The sequence below is a fragment of the Listeria sp. Marseille-Q6474 genome (genome assembly GCF_946902005.1).
Lineage (GTDB): Bacteria > Bacillota > Bacilli > Lactobacillales > Listeriaceae > Listeria > Listeria innocua.
Map to the genome: position 1 here is coordinate 537,771 of NZ_CAMPPS010000001.1, position 17,929 is coordinate 555,699.

23 protein-coding genes and 1 riboswitch are annotated in these 17,929 nt (G+C 40.0%); of the genes, 1 reads left to right on the top strand and 22 read right to left on the bottom strand.

Going from position 1 to position 17,929, the window contains the following annotated elements:
- Positions 1-20: 20 nt before the first annotated feature.
- The 16 genes from OC533_RS02650 to pduA (OC533_RS02725) are packed head-to-tail and all read right to left on the bottom strand — an operon-like array spanning position 21 to position 12,776.
- Positions 21-1,139: a 1-propanol dehydrogenase PduQ gene (locus tag OC533_RS02650; RefSeq protein WP_194323392.1), complete on the bottom strand. Its 1,119-nt coding sequence runs from the start codon at positions 1,137-1,139 to the stop codon at positions 21-23.
- Between the two features lie 15 nt (positions 1,140-1,154).
- Positions 1,155-2,564 (bottom strand): aldehyde dehydrogenase family protein, encoded by a 1,410-nt coding sequence (locus OC533_RS02655; protein WP_033533133.1) that lies wholly within the window; start codon positions 2,562-2,564, stop codon positions 1,155-1,157.
- Between the two features lie 6 nt (positions 2,565-2,570).
- Positions 2,571-3,566 (bottom strand): cob(I)yrinic acid a,c-diamide adenosyltransferase, encoded by a 996-nt coding sequence (locus tag OC533_RS02660; protein ID WP_194323391.1) that lies wholly within the window; start codon positions 3,564-3,566, stop codon positions 2,571-2,573.
- Positions 3,567-3,580: 14 nt separating this feature from the next.
- The gene (locus tag OC533_RS02665; RefSeq protein ID WP_010990786.1) at positions 3,581-3,844 is read right to left on the bottom strand and encodes a EutN/CcmL family microcompartment protein; all 264 of its coding nucleotides are present in this window, start codon (positions 3,842-3,844) and stop codon (positions 3,581-3,583) included.
- A gap of 4 nt (positions 3,845-3,848) precedes the next feature.
- Entirely contained in the window at positions 3,849-4,328 is a 480-nt protein-coding gene (pduM, locus tag OC533_RS02670) for a PduM family microcompartment protein (protein ID WP_194323390.1), read from the bottom strand.
- Positions 4,325-5,164 carry an ethanolamine utilization protein EutJ gene (eutJ, locus tag OC533_RS02675; protein WP_194323389.1) on the bottom strand — a complete coding sequence of 280 codons (840 nt, stop codon included), beginning with the start codon at positions 5,162-5,164 and terminating at the stop codon, positions 4,325-4,327. Before eutJ ends, pduM begins: the two co-directional genes overlap by 4 nt.
- A 20-nt stretch (positions 5,165-5,184) precedes the next feature.
- On the bottom strand, positions 5,185-5,820 hold the full coding sequence (locus OC533_RS02680) for a phosphate propanoyltransferase (protein ID WP_160463941.1): 636 nt from the start codon (positions 5,818-5,820) through the stop codon (positions 5,185-5,187).
- Between the two features lie 3 nt (positions 5,821-5,823).
- Positions 5,824-6,099 (bottom strand): propanediol utilization microcompartment protein PduA, encoded by a 276-nt coding sequence (gene pduA / locus OC533_RS02685; RefSeq protein ID WP_003719364.1) that lies wholly within the window; start codon positions 6,097-6,099, stop codon positions 5,824-5,826.
- A gap of 25 nt (positions 6,100-6,124) precedes the next feature.
- Positions 6,125-6,562: a BMC domain-containing protein gene (locus OC533_RS02690; protein WP_185501593.1), complete on the bottom strand. Its 438-nt coding sequence runs from the start codon at positions 6,560-6,562 to the stop codon at positions 6,125-6,127.
- A gap of 12 nt (positions 6,563-6,574) precedes the next feature.
- Positions 6,575-6,922: a glycerol dehydratase reactivase beta/small subunit family protein gene (locus tag OC533_RS02695; RefSeq protein ID WP_003761750.1), complete on the bottom strand. Its 348-nt coding sequence runs from the start codon at positions 6,920-6,922 to the stop codon at positions 6,575-6,577.
- Complete coding sequence (locus OC533_RS02700; RefSeq protein ID WP_194323388.1) at positions 6,919-8,739, bottom strand: diol dehydratase reactivase subunit alpha; 1,821 nt, start codon at positions 8,737-8,739, stop codon at positions 6,919-6,921. Before OC533_RS02700 ends, OC533_RS02695 begins: the two co-directional genes overlap by 4 nt.
- Before the next feature lie 44 nt (positions 8,740-8,783).
- Positions 8,784-9,296 carry a diol dehydratase small subunit gene (locus OC533_RS02705; protein ID WP_194323387.1) on the bottom strand — a complete coding sequence of 171 codons (513 nt, stop codon included), beginning with the start codon at positions 9,294-9,296 and terminating at the stop codon, positions 8,784-8,786.
- A gap of 16 nt (positions 9,297-9,312) precedes the next feature.
- A complete protein-coding gene (locus OC533_RS02710; protein ID WP_194323386.1) occupies positions 9,313-9,972 on the bottom strand; it encodes a propanediol/glycerol family dehydratase medium subunit in 660 nt (219 codons plus the stop codon).
- A 37-nt stretch (positions 9,973-10,009) separates the two neighbouring features.
- Positions 10,010-11,674 (bottom strand): propanediol/glycerol family dehydratase large subunit, encoded by a 1,665-nt coding sequence (locus tag OC533_RS02715; protein WP_033533138.1) that lies wholly within the window; start codon positions 11,672-11,674, stop codon positions 10,010-10,012.
- An 18-nt stretch (positions 11,675-11,692) separates the two neighbouring features.
- Positions 11,693-12,496, bottom strand: a complete 804-nt coding sequence (gene pduB / locus OC533_RS02720; protein ID WP_003736321.1) for a propanediol utilization microcompartment protein PduB — start codon at positions 12,494-12,496, stop codon at positions 11,693-11,695.
- Positions 12,489-12,776, bottom strand: a complete 288-nt coding sequence (gene pduA / locus OC533_RS02725; RefSeq protein ID WP_003761739.1) for a propanediol utilization microcompartment protein PduA — start codon at positions 12,774-12,776, stop codon at positions 12,489-12,491. Before pduA (OC533_RS02725) ends, pduB begins: the two co-directional genes overlap by 8 nt.
- A 301-nt stretch (positions 12,777-13,077) precedes the next feature.
- On the opposite strand from pduA (OC533_RS02725), the gene OC533_RS02730 reads away from it, so the two are divergent.
- Complete coding sequence (locus tag OC533_RS02730) at positions 13,078-13,962, top strand: PocR ligand-binding domain-containing protein (RefSeq protein WP_194323385.1); 885 nt, start codon at positions 13,078-13,080, stop codon at positions 13,960-13,962.
- Between the two features lie 153 nt (positions 13,963-14,115).
- Positions 14,116-14,307, bottom strand: a riboswitch (cobalamin riboswitch).
- 65 nt (positions 14,308-14,372) lie between these two features.
- Here the strand turns inward: OC533_RS02730 and cobC are convergent.
- From cobC to eutS, 6 genes are read right to left on the bottom strand one after another with little or no spacing between them, the layout of a single operon-like run.
- Positions 14,373-14,948 (bottom strand): alpha-ribazole phosphatase, encoded by a 576-nt coding sequence (cobC, locus tag OC533_RS02735; protein ID WP_194323384.1) that lies wholly within the window; start codon positions 14,946-14,948, stop codon positions 14,373-14,375.
- Entirely contained in the window at positions 14,949-15,695 is a 747-nt protein-coding gene (gene cobS, locus OC533_RS02740) for an adenosylcobinamide-GDP ribazoletransferase (RefSeq protein ID WP_194323383.1), read from the bottom strand.
- Position 15,696: 1 nt separating this feature from the next.
- Positions 15,697-16,254: a bifunctional adenosylcobinamide kinase/adenosylcobinamide-phosphate guanylyltransferase gene (gene cobU, locus OC533_RS02745; RefSeq protein ID WP_194323382.1), complete on the bottom strand. Its 558-nt coding sequence runs from the start codon at positions 16,252-16,254 to the stop codon at positions 15,697-15,699.
- Positions 16,247-16,990 carry an alpha-L-fucosidase gene (locus tag OC533_RS02750; RefSeq protein ID WP_194321286.1) on the bottom strand — a complete coding sequence of 248 codons (744 nt, stop codon included), beginning with the start codon at positions 16,988-16,990 and terminating at the stop codon, positions 16,247-16,249. The genes cobU and OC533_RS02750 overlap by 8 nt, the downstream gene beginning before the upstream one ends.
- Positions 16,991-17,014: 24 nt before the next feature.
- The gene (locus OC533_RS02755) at positions 17,015-17,446 is read right to left on the bottom strand and encodes a EutP/PduV family microcompartment system protein (protein ID WP_003721544.1); all 432 of its coding nucleotides are present in this window, start codon (positions 17,444-17,446) and stop codon (positions 17,015-17,017) included.
- A gap of 5 nt (positions 17,447-17,451) precedes the next feature.
- Positions 17,452-17,802 (bottom strand): ethanolamine utilization microcompartment protein EutS, encoded by a 351-nt coding sequence (eutS, locus tag OC533_RS02760; RefSeq protein ID WP_003724686.1) that lies wholly within the window; start codon positions 17,800-17,802, stop codon positions 17,452-17,454.
- Between the last annotated feature and the right edge of the window lie 127 nt (positions 17,803-17,929).

The window sequence follows — 17,929 nt, forward strand, 5'->3', positions numbered from 1 at the left end:
CCTCCTTTTTAACGTAAAATCTAAATAATTTGTTCTAAAATTTCTTTTAGTTCTTGATGTGTCGGTGTCGTCGGACTTGTTGGCAAGCAAGCGTCTTTCAGTGCATTTGTTGCAATTTCGTCCATTTTTGCATAGACTTTTTCTTTTGCTACGCCAGCGTCAGTTAAGGTTCGTGGCATTTGCATGTGTTCCATCATTTGGACAATTCTTTCACGAAGCAGACGGACAGCGGTTTCATTGGAATCAGATCTAGAAGCCATTCCGCAAATCCTCGCCAATTCAGCATATTTTTGTTCGGTATCACGATTTTTGAAGGCGTTAAAACGAATGACCGCATCAAGTAATATCGCATTAGCTAGACCGTGCGGCACGTGGAACTGTGCACCTAGTTGATGCGCAATACTATGATTTAAACCAAGGTTGGCACAGTTAAAAGCCATCCCTGCCATGGTCGACGCATTATGCATTTTTTCACGGTTAGCTAAATTACGACCATCGTCATAACAGCTCGTTAAAAAGCGTAGCGTTAATTGCACACTTTTTTCACCTAATGCATCCGTATAATCACTCGCAGCTTTAGAAACATAAGCTTCAATCGCGTGTGTTAATACATCCATTCCAGTATTCGCTGTAATCGCTGGCGGCACTGTGACAACGAGTTGCGCGTCAAGAATAGCCATATCCGGAATAAGTTCATCTAGGAAAAGTGGATACTTAATTTTTGTCGTTGGATCAGTAATAACGGTAGCAGCTGTCACTTCAGATCCAGTGCCACTTGTAGTTGGAATCGCTATAAAAGTACTAATATTAATTTTTTCCAAGCGTTTTGCGAAGTAGTAAATTCCTTTTGCCGTATCAATTGCTGAGCCACCGCCAAAAGCGATCATGACTTGAGGCTGAATTTTACCTGCTTCACTAACACCACTAGCTACTTTTGAAATGGGTGGATCTGGAACTACATCGGTGAAAATATGCACATTATTAGATGCATCTAACTTCCCAATTAAACCTTGAAGTCCCTCTCCATCCGCCAAAAAACGATCACAAATAATCCAAACATTTTTATTTTTAATTTCTTTTAAAACTTGTAAACTATTCGTGCCAAAAGCTACTTTTGTTTTGATTTGAAAGCTATTCATTAACTTTGCCTCCTCTTAACGAATCGAAAAACCATCTGTTAAAACACAACGGCGGCGTCTAGCAAAATGACGTGCTGTAGTTGTTCCTTCTCCGGTAGGCGTGGCAATAGTGAAAGTAGTACTACCTTCTCCTCTAAAACCTAATCCAGCAAAGGAAGGACCATTTTTGACAAAGATGGAAGTTTGCATATCTCTTGCAGCTTTGTTTAATCTCGAGATATTTTGTGAATGCATTGTCGCTGTATGATGTAAGCCTTGTTCGAGTTCAATAGCTACTTCAAGGGCTTCGTCAAAATCAGGCACTCTTACAACTGGAACGATTGGCATTAATAGCTCTACTGTTGCAAATGGATGAGATTTCTCCGTTTCCACTATGATTAAACGCGGTGTAAAATCACAAGCTATTCCTGCTTCTTTTAAGATTTCAGTTGCACTTTTTCCGACTAATTTTTTATTAGTTACACCTTTATCGGTAACGGCTACTTTTTCTAATTTTTGAATATCACTTGGATTAGTAACATGAAGAGCACCATTTTTTTCCATTTGGAATAACAAGAAATCAGCAATGCTATCAACAGCTACCACACTTTTTTCAGCAATACATAAAATATTATGATCAAAAGAGGCACCGTCTACGATGTCAGCAGCCGCTTTTTCGATATTAGCTGTTTCGTCAACAATAGAAGGCGGGTTCCCTGCTCCTGCTCCAATCACTTTTTTACCTGATTGCATCGCTTGGAGAACAACGCCCGGACCACCTGTAATAACAAGTAGCGGTACTTTTGGATGATTCATCATTTCTTGAGCTGCTTGAATGGATGGTTTAGCCACCGTTACAATAAGGTTATCAATACCACAACTTTCGCGAACAATTGTGTTTAGCTTTTCAATCAACCACAGTGAAATGTTTTTTGCCCCTGGATGAGGACTATAAAAAACGGCATTTCCAGCTGCGAGCATACCGATTGAATTACAAATCAATGTTTCCGTTGGGTTTGTGCTCGGCGCTACTGCACCAATTACGCCATATGGAGAGAGTTCATACAGTGTCATACCGTTATCACCAGTAGCTACTTCTGTATATAAATCTTCTACCCCTGGTGTTTTTTCAATTGCTAACGTGTTTTTCAAAATTTTATCTGCCACATTACCCATTCCGGTTTCCGCAACTGCTCTTGTCGCAATTGTTTCAATTTCTGGATAAAGTGCTTCACGAATTGCTTTTACAACATTGCGGCGTTCTTCAAGTGATTTTTCTTTATAGCAATTCTGCGCTATAACTGCTGCTTGAACAGCCTCGTCAACTGTATCAAAAACGCCACTTTTCGCGCCTTGTGTAGTTGTTTTTGTTGGTACTTCTTTTTGTTCTGCTAATTTTTCTAAGAGAACTTTTTTTACCAGTTGTTCGAGTTCTAATGATTCCATACAGAATTACCCCTTCTCTATCATTGATAATGCTTTTTTTGCAATGTGGATATCTTCTTCCACTGATCCGCCACTAATTCCCATTCCACCAATAATCGCTCCATCTTTTCCGTAAATTGGAACGCCTCCGCCAAAAGTAACAATGTCACCATTTGTCAGTGTTTCTAATTGATAAAGTGGGGCTCCTGGCTGAACTGCTTCTGTTAAATTTTCTGTACTTGTTTTCATCGCTACGGCGGAATATGCTTTTTTCGTTGCTAGTTCTGCACTTACTAAGAGAGCGTGTTCCATTCGGTAATTAAATCTTGCATTTCCGTGCGCATCAACTATTGCAAGTGTGACTGGAACGCCGACTTCTTCTGAGACAACCTGCACCTGATGCATTAGTTTTTCACAAAATGAAAAAGATAAATCGCTCGTCGTACTAGGCTTTTGTTCTGCTTGCTCTAAGTACTTGGCAACAATTAGCTTAGTCGCTTTATCTAGCATCTGTCTAAAGTCTTCTTCTCGAGCAAGAATATACAAGAAATCAGATAAGCGATTGACGAATTTCAACAGCTCATTTCTAACTGCTGTTTGTTCTGAAAAACGAACTAATAATCGTTCCGCTCGTCTGGCTATCGTCCGCGCACTATGAAGAAACGCGCCGGCTTTACTTGAACCAGGAAGCACAAAACTATCAACTTTTGGCAACTTCAGAGTATAAGCATCAATAACTTTTTCAAGTTCGTTAATGTCATCTTCTGTAATGACAATTTTACTAACAAGCGCAGATTCATCTTCTGTTGCAAGCTCTGCACACACATAAAACAATTGGCGCTCAACGTTTCTAAGCAAAGCCTTGTTTTCATTTGAGGTTACGAATTTTTCTGCTACACTAATTTCGGCATTTAGCTCATCAAACGAACCATATGTTTCGACACGGTCATCATATTTTTTCACACGATTTCCATCAAATAGTGCAGTCGTTCCTTTATCGCCGGTTTTTGTATAAATACTCACGAGTTATTCACTCCTTACTTATCAAAACTATCGACAATTGCTATAATTGCCGAATCAATCGCACTATTTGGTTCTGCAAATACGCTCCTAGCCGCATTTCCACGAGCAACAAGCACATACTCCCCGATTCCAGCGCCAACAGAGTCACATGCCACTTCTTCTGAGCGCACATGTTCTCCGTTCGCATCAATTGGTTGTACAATCATTAATTTCTTGCCTGTAAGCGAATCTTCTTTTTTTGTCGAGACTACGCTTCCAGTAATTTTCGCCATAAACATAACGTCACTGCCTTTCCCGCACTGCAATATTATTTTTAGTTAAATATTCATTTGCAAGCGGTGTAATAAGCTGCTTTTTAAATTTGCAAAGAGTACTTCCGCTTGGGATTAATGCGCTATCACTGTAACAAATCACTTCAGAACTTGGATGAAAAAGCCTCTCACCAGCGCTTGTAAAAACTGGATAGACTAGCTGACTGAGCATTTTATAATCCAGCCAAGGTTCGCCGTTATCATACAGTTCAAGTTCAATTGTTACCCCGTATTCTGCTGCAGTTTCAAGCCAAATAGTAAGTGATTCTGCTTGATTCCCGCCCAGTATCCGCTCAAGAAAATGTTTGTTTACTTGGGTTAACCGAACTGTGCCATTTTCCATAAAAATCGCAACTGGATCGCGAGGCATTTTGCTAACAGCGATGACTGTTTTATTTGCGGCACGAAGTTTCAAGCGTTTAACAATGATTTCAACTAATTTTTCTATCATAAATTTCCGCTCCCTGAACTCATGGCAATACCAAGAGGCGTGACATACTGCGGATAATTAGGTTGAAAAACAGGCATCTTCAAATAGCTTTCAAACGTATCTTTGAACTGACTATAAGCAGAAGCTCCACCAACAATATAAAGCGGTTCTGAGGGAGATTTTTCGAGATGAACACGGGTAATTTCTGCCATTTTTTCAACCACTGGACGCATGACAGAAAAATGCTCGCTAGAATCTTTTTGCGCGCGCTTATTTTGTTCAGCTTCTTCTACAGAGACACCGTAATATCCTGCTAGAACAAGCGTCATATGCGTTCCTCCAGTTGGTTCATCTGCTGTGTAAATCACGGCACCATTTTTAAACACGCTAATTCCTGTTGTGCCACCACCAACATCTACAACTGCACCATCTTTTAAATCTAGTACTGCTGCAGCGGCTGTTGGCTCGTCAATTGTATAAAGTGCTTCCATTCCGGCGCTTTCTATCACGTTAGCAACTACTTTTTTGTTGTTCCCGACTGTACCAGGTGGGATAGCACCAGAAGCATGGGTCAAATTTATTCCAAGGCTTTTTTCTGCTCTATCTTTAAGTCGTTTGACAACTTCTACGGACTCGCGGTAATTAACTACAAGCCCATCGCGAACAGCGTCAGCAAATTCAAACGCTCCAAAAAGCGGAACATTATTTTCATCCAACACAACGAAAACAATCGAGGAAGTCCCTAAATCGACGCCAACTTTTACTTTTTGATTAGCTGAAATTTTTTGTTTGGTATCTTTATTCATTAGTGCTGCAAGCTGTTCCATCCGTTCGTTAGCTGTTTGTAAAATATCCATTTCCACACCTCCTTATCAGGTCACGACTTGATTATTTTTGCAAAGCTATCGCCAGCAATATCTGCCGCGTTTGCTTCATCTGTATCAATATGCATTTCTGGGATAAATTGATTATTCACCCGAATCGTACAATGGTTTAACACGAGACTACGTATTTCTGAACCTACTAGGACAGAAACTTCATCACCTTGTTTTACACCGTATTCATTCGCCACACTTTCTGGTAAATGGATATGACGTTTCGCAACAATTGCTCCTTTTGGTAAGAAGATTTCGCTATGTTTAGAAACGAGTTTGATCCCTGGTGTTCCTTCAATATCACCAGATACACGAATTGGAATATTCATCCCTAACATCCGTGCATCCGTTTTAGAAAGCTCTACTTGCGAAAATTTTCGAAGCGGACCTAAAATCCGAACCCGCTTTAACTCGCCTCTTTCTGAAACTACGGTGAGAGTTTGTTCAGCAGCAAATTCGCCAGGTTGCTTTAACCATTTTTTCACTTCAATAGGTTCATTTGGAAAAAGTTGGTTATAGTCTTTTTCTGTTAAATGAATGTGGCGGTTAGAGACTCCGATTGGAATCTCTGTCTCCGCGCCACCATATTTATCTGTTACGATTTTCTTAATTATTGCTTTTAATTCTTCTCTTTCCACGGCTTATAAACCTTTTGGTAGCAACGTTTCTACATCATTGTGTGGACGTGGGATAACGTGGATAGATTGTACTTCTCCAACATTACGAGCTGCTGCTGCGCCTGCATCTGTTGCTGCTTTTACTGCGCCAACATCACCGCGAACCATAACAGTTACAAGTCCTGAACCGATTTTTTCATAACCTACAAGCGATACATTTGCTGCTTTTACCATTGCGTCAGCTGCTTCAATTGCGCCAACAAGTCCTTTAGTTTCAATCATTCCTAGTGCGTTATTCATTATTATTTCCTCCTCAAAATTAGGTTTACTTTTCTTCTTCAAAATGAATACAATCTTGTCTTGGATCACCTTTTATCCGTGGACAAAGTGGATCATGACATAGATTGCAGGTCGCTTCTACCGGTGTTTCGGGTTCCGCGACTTCTTCTGTTTCAACAATCAATTCTGGTTCTTCTGGCACGATTTCTTCTTTAGGCCAAAATACTGTAAAAATCTCTTCCCCTGGTCGAGGAATGACTTTTTTCGCAATAAAGCTGTCTGAGGCTATTGCGGTTTGTTCTCCTGCTTCAAGAGCAGCATTGACGGCAGCAACATCTCCTTCCACTTTCACAGTAATCCAGCCAAAACCTTTTGCTTTTTCTGTGTCGACGATTTGGATGTTTGCTACTTTAGCCATTGTATCTGCTACAGTAATCGCTGAAGCAAGTCCTTTAATTTCAATAATTCCAATTGCTTGATGCATTCCTTCACCTCCTTATTTAAAAGGTACACCCTTGACAAGTCGCGCCGCATTCATTCCCATATTTCGTTGTTTTTCCAGGGTCGCTGCGCAAAAACGATATTCCGAAAATAGCGGCTGATCTGGCGGCAAATTACGATAATGAATCACTAAATGATCATTTTTGAGCGTAATTCCAACCAAAAGTGGCGAACTCGCTGAAGCTCGAAATGCGGCTTGCACTTCGTCTTTTAAAGGCATAATTTCTAATTCACATGGAATGCCTTCTTCTTCTATTCCAAATAATACTTGTTTAATACAGTCTGGATTCGCGCTTTGATCTGCATGAAAATAAATAGCTGGTTTATTTACAACCGGAATCATACATCAGCACCACCCGACAGAATTAATCCTGTTGCAACTGCATTTCTAGGTCCTTCTTGTCCGCGAATATTTCCCCGTCCCGCAACTAAGGAATAATGAGATAATGCATCTGTGATTAATTGCGGAATCTCAAAATCAAGGGCTGATCCTCCGACAATAACGACAAATGGAATATCACGAATGTTCCCAGTTGGGCTGACATATTTTAATGCACGGATCGTATTCGTTACAAAAACGCGCTCTTTAGCCGAACGACGAATTAATTTAATTTTTTCAATCGAAACGTCACCTGGAATTGGTACAAATCCATCTGGTTTTACAATCACTACTTTCGCAAAAACACTTGGGGAAAGCGGCGTATCGAAAAATTGAACCGTACCATCTTCATGGCGAATATGAAAAATGCTTTCGACTTTAGCAAGTGGATATTTTTTTATATCTTCTGCTAAATACCGATCTTCAAGGCCAATTTCTGACTGGATAATCATCGTTACCATATCACCTGCTCCAGCTAAATGAGTAGCAATGATTTCGCCTTTTCCATTTATGATTGAAGCATCTGTTGAACCTGCTCCTAAGTCTAAAATAGCAAGTGGTGTATTGGTTCCTGGGGTAGTAAGTGCCCCGAGGATCGCTGCCTCAGCTTCTGCCCCACCAATTTTGACCGTTACATTTAGCTCTTGTTCGATTTCTGAGGCAATCGCAGCCATTTGTAAATAATCACTTTTTACCATTGAGGCAATTCCAACAGCTTGCTCCATGGAAAATTCACCCGCCAGACCACCTTGAACATCTACTGGAACAAACGTATCTACAGCCAGCAAATCTTGAATAAAAATATCTGCCGGTAATTTATCAGTAAGTCCAGCCATGGTTTGTCGTACTTTTTCTAGCATGCCGCCGATATTTGTTCCCGGTTCGCCGCTTGCATTATCAAGTTTTGGCAGTGACATAATCGCTTGCATGATTTTCTCGGAACCTTCTGCTACATTTACACGCTGCGTTCTAGTTCCTGATTGAAGTTCAATATGTCCGGCTGGTATTGTTCTAGCTTTTACGTCGCCTTCTGGTGTTTTAATCACAACTGCTGAACGATTACCAATTAATGCTCGAGCTACGGGAATGATGTTCTTCGTTTCATCAGAACTCAAACGGAAGACTGTCGCAATACCATACGGATTAGAAATCGTTTCAATGACTTTACCAGGAGCTGCGACTTCAACAGCCGCTAACATATCAACTGGAACTTTATCAATAAAACCAACTTCATCTACAATCGGAATTTTATGGTTTAATCGATTATGAACGAGCACCCCGTCGTCTGCTTGAAGGATCGCAGCAGTTATTTGATAGCCAAGTTCGGTATAATCATTAATCTGCTGTGCGGCATCTTCAAAGTCAACCGTTTTTGGGATAATCACGATATAATCAGTATCTTTTGATTTAGAAGCCACTTCATCCAAATGTACTGTAATTCCTGAACCCATTCCAAGCCCACCTGGTGTTTTAGGATTATGCCCAATCATGGTAGACTCTGTGATAATTGTTTCAGTAATTGTTTCCATTGCTACATCACCAATCACGGGAGTCGCTTCATTAATACGAATTTCAGCTAAATCCGCAGTTGTTGCATTTACTTTTTCTAAAGCTAGTTTTAACGCTTTAAAAATCCCATGAAGATTTTGTTTTGTTCCTTTGATACCAGTTGTGTCTGTAATAGCGCTAGCAACAAACTCCGCATTATTTACCGAGTCGAGTATGGCAAGCGCCACTTCAGTTGTCGAGTTTCCGATATCAATACCTGCAATATACTTCATTCATTTCACCGCATTTCCTACATAATCATGAGCAAAGGTGAATTTTAATTATCGCCTTTTAATTTCTTACGCTCTTGATAAAGCTGTGCTGCTTCACGAACATAATTAGAACAAATTGTTGCTTGATACACATTTTCTAATTCATCCGCAATCGCAAGCAATTCTTCTCTTGAGGAACGGTAAGGACGCATCGCATTGTAAATTTCTAAAATACGCTCATCTGGAACAACGGTTAATTCTGCTGCACGTTCAAAGTTGTTCGCGAGTGTAGCACGTCCTGCATCTCTTGCTACTTGCGCTTGCATTTTAAGCGTCTCTGCTGTTACACGAACATCTTCAGGTTTAATTGTGCCATCTAGAACACTTTTTAGCGTAATATCATCCAAAGATTTAGATGAAGCTGTTTTTACAAGTTCTGGACGTTTCGTACCAAGTGGGTAGTCGTGTACAGTCAGTGAATCTCCGCTTGCTTTTTGAGAAGTGGTTGTTGTTACTGCACCACTATTTACTTCTTGTAAAATATTTCTAACCATATTTTCTAGTGCTTCTTGATTCATCATTCTCACCTCACTATTAATTTACTTGTAGTTCGACTGCATTTTTACCTTGAACAACATGTTTCGTTTCTTTGATATGAAGTAAAGCTGCTTTTGCTTGGAATTTTGGACGAGCCATTTGATCATTTACCATTGGGACTGGATTTGGTGATTCACCTTTTGCATATTTCGCAGCGTTTTTACCAATTGCCCGGTAAGTTTCTAGTGTGATTAGTGGTGCTTGTGGGAATAACTCTAGATTCGAAAGTGGTTGTAAATCCTTTTGGTGGATTAATGCTGTACCGCGCGACTGAATGCCGATACAAATACCAGAACCACTTAATTTATCGCCTTCTACTGCGACGAAAGCTATGTCAGAAGAACGGAATACACGAACAACGCGTGCTTTTAACCCTTCTTCTTCAATACCTGCAATCACTTCTCGTAAAATCTGTTTATGTGGAACGCCAACAATGTTTTTCGTTTGATATTTACCAAAAGCTGGTGCGACCGCAATGACAACTTCATCTTTTTGTCTTCCTGGTTTCGCATCCTCAACTTCTGTTAAAAAGCTCTCATCTGAAACTGCAACACTTGGCTGTTCTTTTTGGAAAGAAACTTTATCTTCTTTAAGCTGTAATTCATCTAGTACTTCTGAGATAATTCCGCGAAGCACTTTTTCGTTAATTTCAACCATGTCTCTTAATCCTCCTTTATAAAAAATGGGAAGTAGCTTAATCTAATTCGTTTGCATCAACTGCAACAGCAATATCTTTTAATTTTTCCCAGCGTTCGCCTTCTAAGCGATAACCAGTTCCTGGGCCTGCGTAATCATTTAAATCGTTGACGGAACTAATGACATTCCAGTCCTTATCAATGATGGCAGATGTATGAAGGAAGTCTCCAGATACGCGTTGTTTCAGCATGTTTAGTACGCTTTCGGCAACATCGTCAAATCCACCAGCAGATAACGCTTTAACAACATCCAGACCAGTCACACCGCGGTCCATCATTTCTGCTGCTGCTTTAATATCTTCTACCATGTTACGTTCTGGCATATCTTTACTTCCACGTGCATAGGTTGCTGCTTCTACTTCCTCATCCGTTACAGCAGGAAGACCTAATTTATCAAAAACAACTTGGATTACTCGTGCAGCTTTATTTCTAACCGCTACAACTTCTTCCTCCGTCACTGGCGTTAAACCACCATCTACTTTTAAGTCACGTTGTAAAATATTGTAATCATCAAAATCATCTGCATCAAAATTGGAACCCGCAAACATATTGTCATAGTTTGGAGTCGCACTATATCCAGAGGAAATGTAATCTGTTCCTGGTAAAAATTGCATTAGTAAACGAGCTGTACGACGAATATCCGAGTGAGAGAAAGTTTGGTCGTTACCAGAAGCTACTTCTAGATCTAACATAACGGCAATTAAATTCTCTGCAAGAACCGCTCTAATACCACTTGGTACGGCTCCCGGAATTCCGATACAACTAATCGACCCATTTTGTAACCCTTGAACACCAGCTGCTTTTGTAATAAAAATACAGCGCGATTCAAGATAAAGCATGGATTTTCCTTCTGCATAACCCATTTGAACCTCAGAACCAGTTCCAGATGTGAAACGCATTTTTAGACCGCGAGACGCATAAGCACTCGCCAAAATACCTTTGGACCAAGGTGTATCATCTCCGTCTGTAAATACAGGTTCAGTACCATAAACAGAAATCGTTTCCGCGTAACAAGTTAAACCACGCATACCAAGCTCTAATTCTGTTGCTTCTTCAAGAGAACATTGCGTTAATACGCCACCACGGCCAGTTTGCGAACCTACTAATAAGCTAAGCGCGTTAAAAGGTGCATAACGAACTACCGCAACGGTTGTTTCTTGCTCGTCAAAACCACGAATCGCTGCTTCTGCCGCATCTGCTGCAATTTGAACAGGATTATCACGCAAGTTTGTTACGTGGGCCTGGGTTGTTGGTGTTCTGCGAGAGCGCATTTTTTGCATCGACATCATCATTTCGACAACGTTCATTTGTGAAACTACTTCTACTATTTTTGCCGGTGTCATAGCTGTTGTAAGTAAAACGATTTTTTCCCGTGGTACATTTGGGTCGCAAAGCATGTTTGCAAGCTTCACAGAATCCATTTGCATAACTTCTTCTGCACGAGATAAATCGACGCCATATTTAGCGATGAAATGGTCAATTAAGTCAAAATCAGCTAATTTTTTACTATCCATTTCGACTACTTTCCCATTTTCTATTTTAATGCTTGGTTTTGGATCATTCGGGCTTTCCATTGCGATTAAGCCTTCTTCAATCCATTCTTTTACAAAACCATCTTGATTGACCGGGCGTTTTGCTAATTCTTCAAAGCGTTTTGATTTCATCAGTCGTTACCCTCCGTTCTAAATGTAGGATGGACGATCATTTTTCGGTTCATCCCCTAAAGCTCCAAGTAATTTTTTACCAATTTCACGTGCAGAAATAACTGCTTGACGAACTGCGCCAGAATCTCCAGAAATACAAAGAATCACTTCATTGGAGAAACTTGTTCCATCTGCTGGCGAAGAATATGCAACGACATCTACGTTAGCGGATTTCACCGCAGTATCAGCCATAACAACGCCAATCCCAGCCGGTGCACCAACCATAAGTCCGAATGCTTTACCTACTGGCGCGCCAAATGCAGTATTAAGTGCGTGGCTTGCGCGAGCAGTATATTGAAGTTCAATATGTCCTGCTTCATTACCGTATACATCTCCAAAAGTTTTATCTAATTCATTCAGTGCAACTTCCACTGCGCGTTTAACATCAGAAACATCATCACCACCAAAGATAATTAAAGAACCGTGACCTGCACCGCCTTTTGTATCACGTGGTAATTCGATTTTTACTACTTCTGTATTCGTTGCTTTTACAGCTTCATCTGCTGCCATAATATGTGGGCCTGCACCAGTACGGGCTCCTAAAATACCTATAGAACGGTAAGACTTCTCAAGCTTCATTGCTTCTAAAAGTTGTCCGTCTACATTCGCAATCACTAGGCCGATTGTATCTCCAATCGCTGTTCCTACAAACTCTGTTAATTGAACTGCTTTTTCACTCATTTGACGTGATCCTCCATCCTCTACTATTTTTTCCGGGGCATCATTGACCGTTTCCATTACCTGTTTTAGAATTTCGTCAATCAGTTTATTTTGCTCACTCATCTGACTTCACCCTCACTGGTAAAATTTCTTCCACATCAGTATGCGGACGAGGAATAACATGTGTACTCATTACGGTACCTACATTTCTTGCTGCTTCTGCCCCAGCGTCTGTTGCTGCTTTAACTGCACCTACATCCCCTCGAACCATCACAGTAACAAGACCGGATCCAATTTTTTCGTACCCTGTTAATGTTACGTTAGCTGATTTAACCATGGCGTCAGCGGCTTCAATGGCGCCGACTAGCCCTTTAGTTTCAACTAAGCCTAGTGCTTCTTGCATGGGTGTACCTCCTTCTCAAAATAAGTATTTTACTCTCTCAGTATATGCAATCTAATATATAAATAGTTGCCGCTTACAATATAAAAAAAGAAGACGCGAATCGTGTTTTAACACAATTTTGCGCCTTCAAAAAAATAAACGACAAAAAGCCATCCAGTAGAGCATGGTTTGGGCTTTCTACTATGAAATTAGTCTTAGCAATATATTGTTATCTTCATGGCAAGAAAATGTAAGCGCATTATAAATATGCTATACTAAGAACGACAGAAACACGCCAAGTATTGCCGAAAGGGGAATAGCTATGTTACTACAAACCAAAAGCAATGAAATGCTTCTTGAAAAAGTCATGGATGAGTTCTCAGCCGCTACTAGTCTAGCCTCAGTTGTTGTAGATATACACGGTACCGAAGTTTCAAGATTATGTAACTTTACTCCTTTTTGCCAACTCATTCGTTCTAATCCAAAATATCGCTCGCTTTGCCAAAAATGTGATATGTTTGGCGGGTTGGAAGCTTCTAAAACCGGAAAACCTTTAATTTATCGATGTCACGCTGGACTAACCGATTTTTCAGTTCCAATCGTCGTCGAAAATCAACTGAGCGGATTTTTACTCAGTGGCCAGGTTATTTGTGAAGAAAATAGTGAAGTTGGTAATATTCAAACAGAAGAAACTGATTGGAAAAACGATAAAGACCTAATTTCCGCGTTTCGCTCTGTCCCTGTTTTCAGCTCTAAAAAAATCAATTCTTCTGCCGAAATGCTTACAATTATCTCCCAGTATTACTTGAAATCTGAAATGGAAAAAAGCCGCGAAGAACAAAAACAAAAAATCGTCTTCCATCACAATAAACCAACACATCATGAAGATAATAAAGAAATTCGAAAAGCACTTAAGTATATTGAAAAAAATCTCAATCGTCCAATTACACTTGATGAAGTTGCAAGTCATGTATACCTTAGCTCTTATTACTTCAGTAAATTATTCAAAAAAGAAATGAATGTTAATTTTATCAATTATGTAAACCAAAAGAAAATGTCGCTCGCAAAAGATATGCTAAAAAATCCGCGTTGGTCGATTGATAATGTTGCTCGTAACTTAGGCTTCACCCAAACGAGTTATTTCTGCAAAGTCTTCCGAAAAGAGTTTGACATAACTCCAAAAGGCTACCGCGAAACCTTAAAATAAGCACTTTCCAAAGTCATATTCGATGATTATTTCAGAATATGACTTTTTTGCTGCCTAAAAAACAAAAAAACTTTCATCCATTATCGAATGAGAGTTTATGCACAGCAAATAAGCTATACTACCCGCATACGCTTTTTAGGACCCCGAAAAAGAGTTGCTTCCGTCTTATTTGGCGAGTATCCTGACTTGGCTTCATCCAACAATTGAACCTTCCCATACGTCAAAAACGCACAGTGGCTATTTTCAATTCTTGTCCACCTTACAGTTGCGGGGGCAGTTCCGGCTTCACACCGAATTCCTCTTTCAGAAATGCAAACACATTCCACCAACATAAGACCTATTTAACTACCTACATCTTACCACAAACAATTTACAAAAAAAGCGTTTTCACCTGAAACAACAAAAATCTACTATTGATTAGAAATAAGAAAACTTTGAGACTTATTGTCCCAGAGCGAATAGCAACCTTGCTTAAAATCGGCATCCCAAAATTGTGCTATTTTTTGATCTTGTAGAAAAAGTGCAATGGCGCGTAACACACCAAGATGCCCTACAAATAACACCGTATCGAGTTTCTGCCAGTTTTCCCATTCAGCCTTAAATGTAGCTATCACTCGCTCATAAAAAACCGGAAAACTTTCCCCATTTGGAAACGGAGCTGTTTGCCAGTTGCTACAATAGTCATCCCAGGCGACAGGAAACTTAGTACTAATTTCTTGGTATGTATATCCTTCAAAATCGCCAAAATTCATTTCATTAAATCCAGGAAAACGAATTGGCTTTCTGTTACTTAACAATGCTGCAGATTGATTTACTCGCATTAAATCACTGGTAACGACTAAGTCAAACGAGTAATCAATAAGTCTTTCTTGGAGTCGTTTCATTTGTCTTATACCATTTTCATTTAAAGCCACGTCCATTTGACCACAATATTTTTTTAGTGCGTTGCAGTCGGTTTCGCCGTGCCGGACAAAAATAAGTTGCAATTACATCAACCCCCAAATTAACACTAAACAAAATAGACACACAAGTTGTCCCATTTGCCCACCTGCACCAAGCGTATCCCCGTTCATTCCACCAATTCGCTTATATACAAATAACCGGTAAATAATCGTAAATACTAACACGCCAGCATAAGCAATTAGCCCAACATAAGAGAAAAACAACGCTAAAACAATGAGAACAATCCCTTGGGAAGTCATAATCGGCCACCAAGGAACACCTAGAAAAATAGAACCAAGCCCTTCTTTCGATCCTGCATAACTCATTTTTGCAAAAAGTAGCATTGTCACACCTTTTGCAACGATTGGTAAAACGAAAAATAACCCGCTAATCTGCTGTAGATTTGGAACAGAAAGAAATAAAGCGCCATAGAAAAGAAAATAAAAGCAAATCGCAATTACACCATTGGCACCAACACGACTATCTTTCATAATTTCTAGCATCCGCTCTTTTTTACGCGAAGAAAATAATCCGTCCGCTGTATCTGCAAGCGCATCAACATGGAATCCGCCTGTTATGATAACTTCTGCAAACAGTCCCGCGATAATCGCAACCGGCAAAGGCATAACAAGTGCTACTAAAGAAAAAACGAGCCAATTCCAAGCACCTATAACAACCCCAACAAACGGAAGAAGCGCGCTCCCTTTTTTCAAGTTAATCTCGTCCATATTTATTTGGATCGGTAGCGGAATTCGCGTAAAGAATTGAATTAATAAAATCAATGTTTTCATATTACTTCCACCTTTTCGGAATGCCGCTCACGACAAAATAAACTTCCTCTACTTCCATTGCAATTTGCTGATTAATACGACCAATAATATCTCGAAAGACGCGCGTTAACTTGTTTTCAGGTACAACCCCTAAGCCGATTTCGTTCGTAACAAAAATAAGTTTGGCTGAGGATTGCTCTCCTGCTTTTAAAATTGCTCGAACTTCCGATTGAATTCCCGCTTCTACTTCATCAGCAATCTCATTTGTCAACTCGCGCTCACCAAGCAACGAAAAAAATAAATTAGTTACTAACATCGTTACACAATCAAGCATTATTACATCATATTGATTTCCATGTTGCTCCAAATAAGTGGCAATCCCTTTAAACGCTTCAAAAGTATCCCAGTTCTCTGGACGGGTTGCTTGATGTTTTTTTATCCTAGCTTGAAACTCTGTATCATTTTGAAATGCAATTCCGGTCGCCACATATAAAACACGATCATATTTGGCAGCTTCTTTTTCAGCAAAATTACTTTTACCACTTCTAGCGCCACCAGTTACAAGCATCATTTCAGCCATGGTAATTCCTCAACTCTCCTAAACATTTAGCAGCTGGAAAGTTCTGCTCAAATGCCTTTACTTCACTTGCTTTAACCGCTACTAAAATAACCGAAGCCGGCCCAGCAGTTTTATTCATGGTCGCTTCATTAAAAACGCCACTGGCTTCGAAAACACAATCATTGAGCTGTGCTAAAGTATTGGCCTCATAAGCCATTCCTTTCGACCCAACCGGCACAACTTCAAGTACTCTACTATCAGAAACTAACTGTTTGACCAAATGATAATCTGGCATTTCCGTCATCCTCTGCAAAACTTCTGCTCCAACAATCGGTTCGCCAAATGCAAATAAGACCGCAGCTTCATGCACATTTATGAGCTTAAGTGCAGCTTTAGTCGCAAAACCAGTTACAAGAACGCCTACACTAGTTTGTGTTACGTTCATATTTTCTTCAGTACTACCATTTAATTCAATATGACCTAAATCAGCCTTAATAAGTTCATCTTTTAGACCTGCGATAACACGTTTACCGGTCGGCTCCATTTCCGCTCCGATAACATCACTCACAGCCACTACTACAGCACCTGAAGCAAGCATTTCTAATAGAGCAACTCTCAAGGTCAACCGAGCTGTCACTTCCGGCGCAACTCTTAAGCCATCATGCACTTTCTCACCAAACCCAGCACTAATATCACAGCTCGTCAAAATACAGCCACCAGGCACATCAATTACAGATAAATCCCTCACTTGAGGCATAAAATAACCCCCACTTAGTTAAAATTAATCTTCCAAATATGCCCGAAGCTCCTCTATTCCAGTTTCCTCTACCGAAGAAATATAAAAAATATGCTTCGCGCCAGCCATGCGTAATTCCCGCTCTGCTCGCTCGATGTCTTTGTCCGATTCCGCTAAATCCACTTTTGTAACAATCCCAATAACCGGTTTAGCAAAAATACTGGCAAACATCGGTGAAAACGTCTGCTTCTTCTCCGTTACACTTTGTAAAATCGCGATTACTGATGCATCAGCCGCAGTCACAGTGAGCGCACTGTAAAGTTGTCTATGCTGTACAAATTCGCCTGGTGTATCAATCATTTCTTGAAAATACTCCACAGCCTGTGTTTTTTTATATAAAATATCATATCCATGTAATTTCTGGCACAGCGTTGTTTTACCACAACCAACTGAACCCATTACCATCATTTTCTTCAAGTGACTCAGCTCCTAGTGATTTTTGGAATAGAAAAGTCCAAAATCTCATGTAATGAATAAACAACTTGTTGTAAAGCTGATTCAACAGAAGAAACATCACCAGTAAGTACAACGGACCCACTAAAACGATCAATAAAGCCAATTCGAACGTCACCTGATTTAGTTGCAATGTCACTCGCAATAATCGAAGCCTCACTTGGCGTAATCGTTAAAATTCCAATAGCACTTGCGCCTTCTTCTAATCCTAATTTTGTATAAATATCACGGTTTGGATTGGCGATTAAATGCGCCAGCGTCACCTGTTTTCCCGGTACATATTCTTGTATTACGCGTTCTTTATTATCATCAAAACTCATTTTCTTCACTCCTCATCTAGACAAACTATCTCAAAATAATCCTATCATATTTAAGCGCCACTATTTTGTCAGATTGTTCAAAAGGCACGCAACCACAGTCAGTGCGTACCTTTTTCAAAAACTCTAT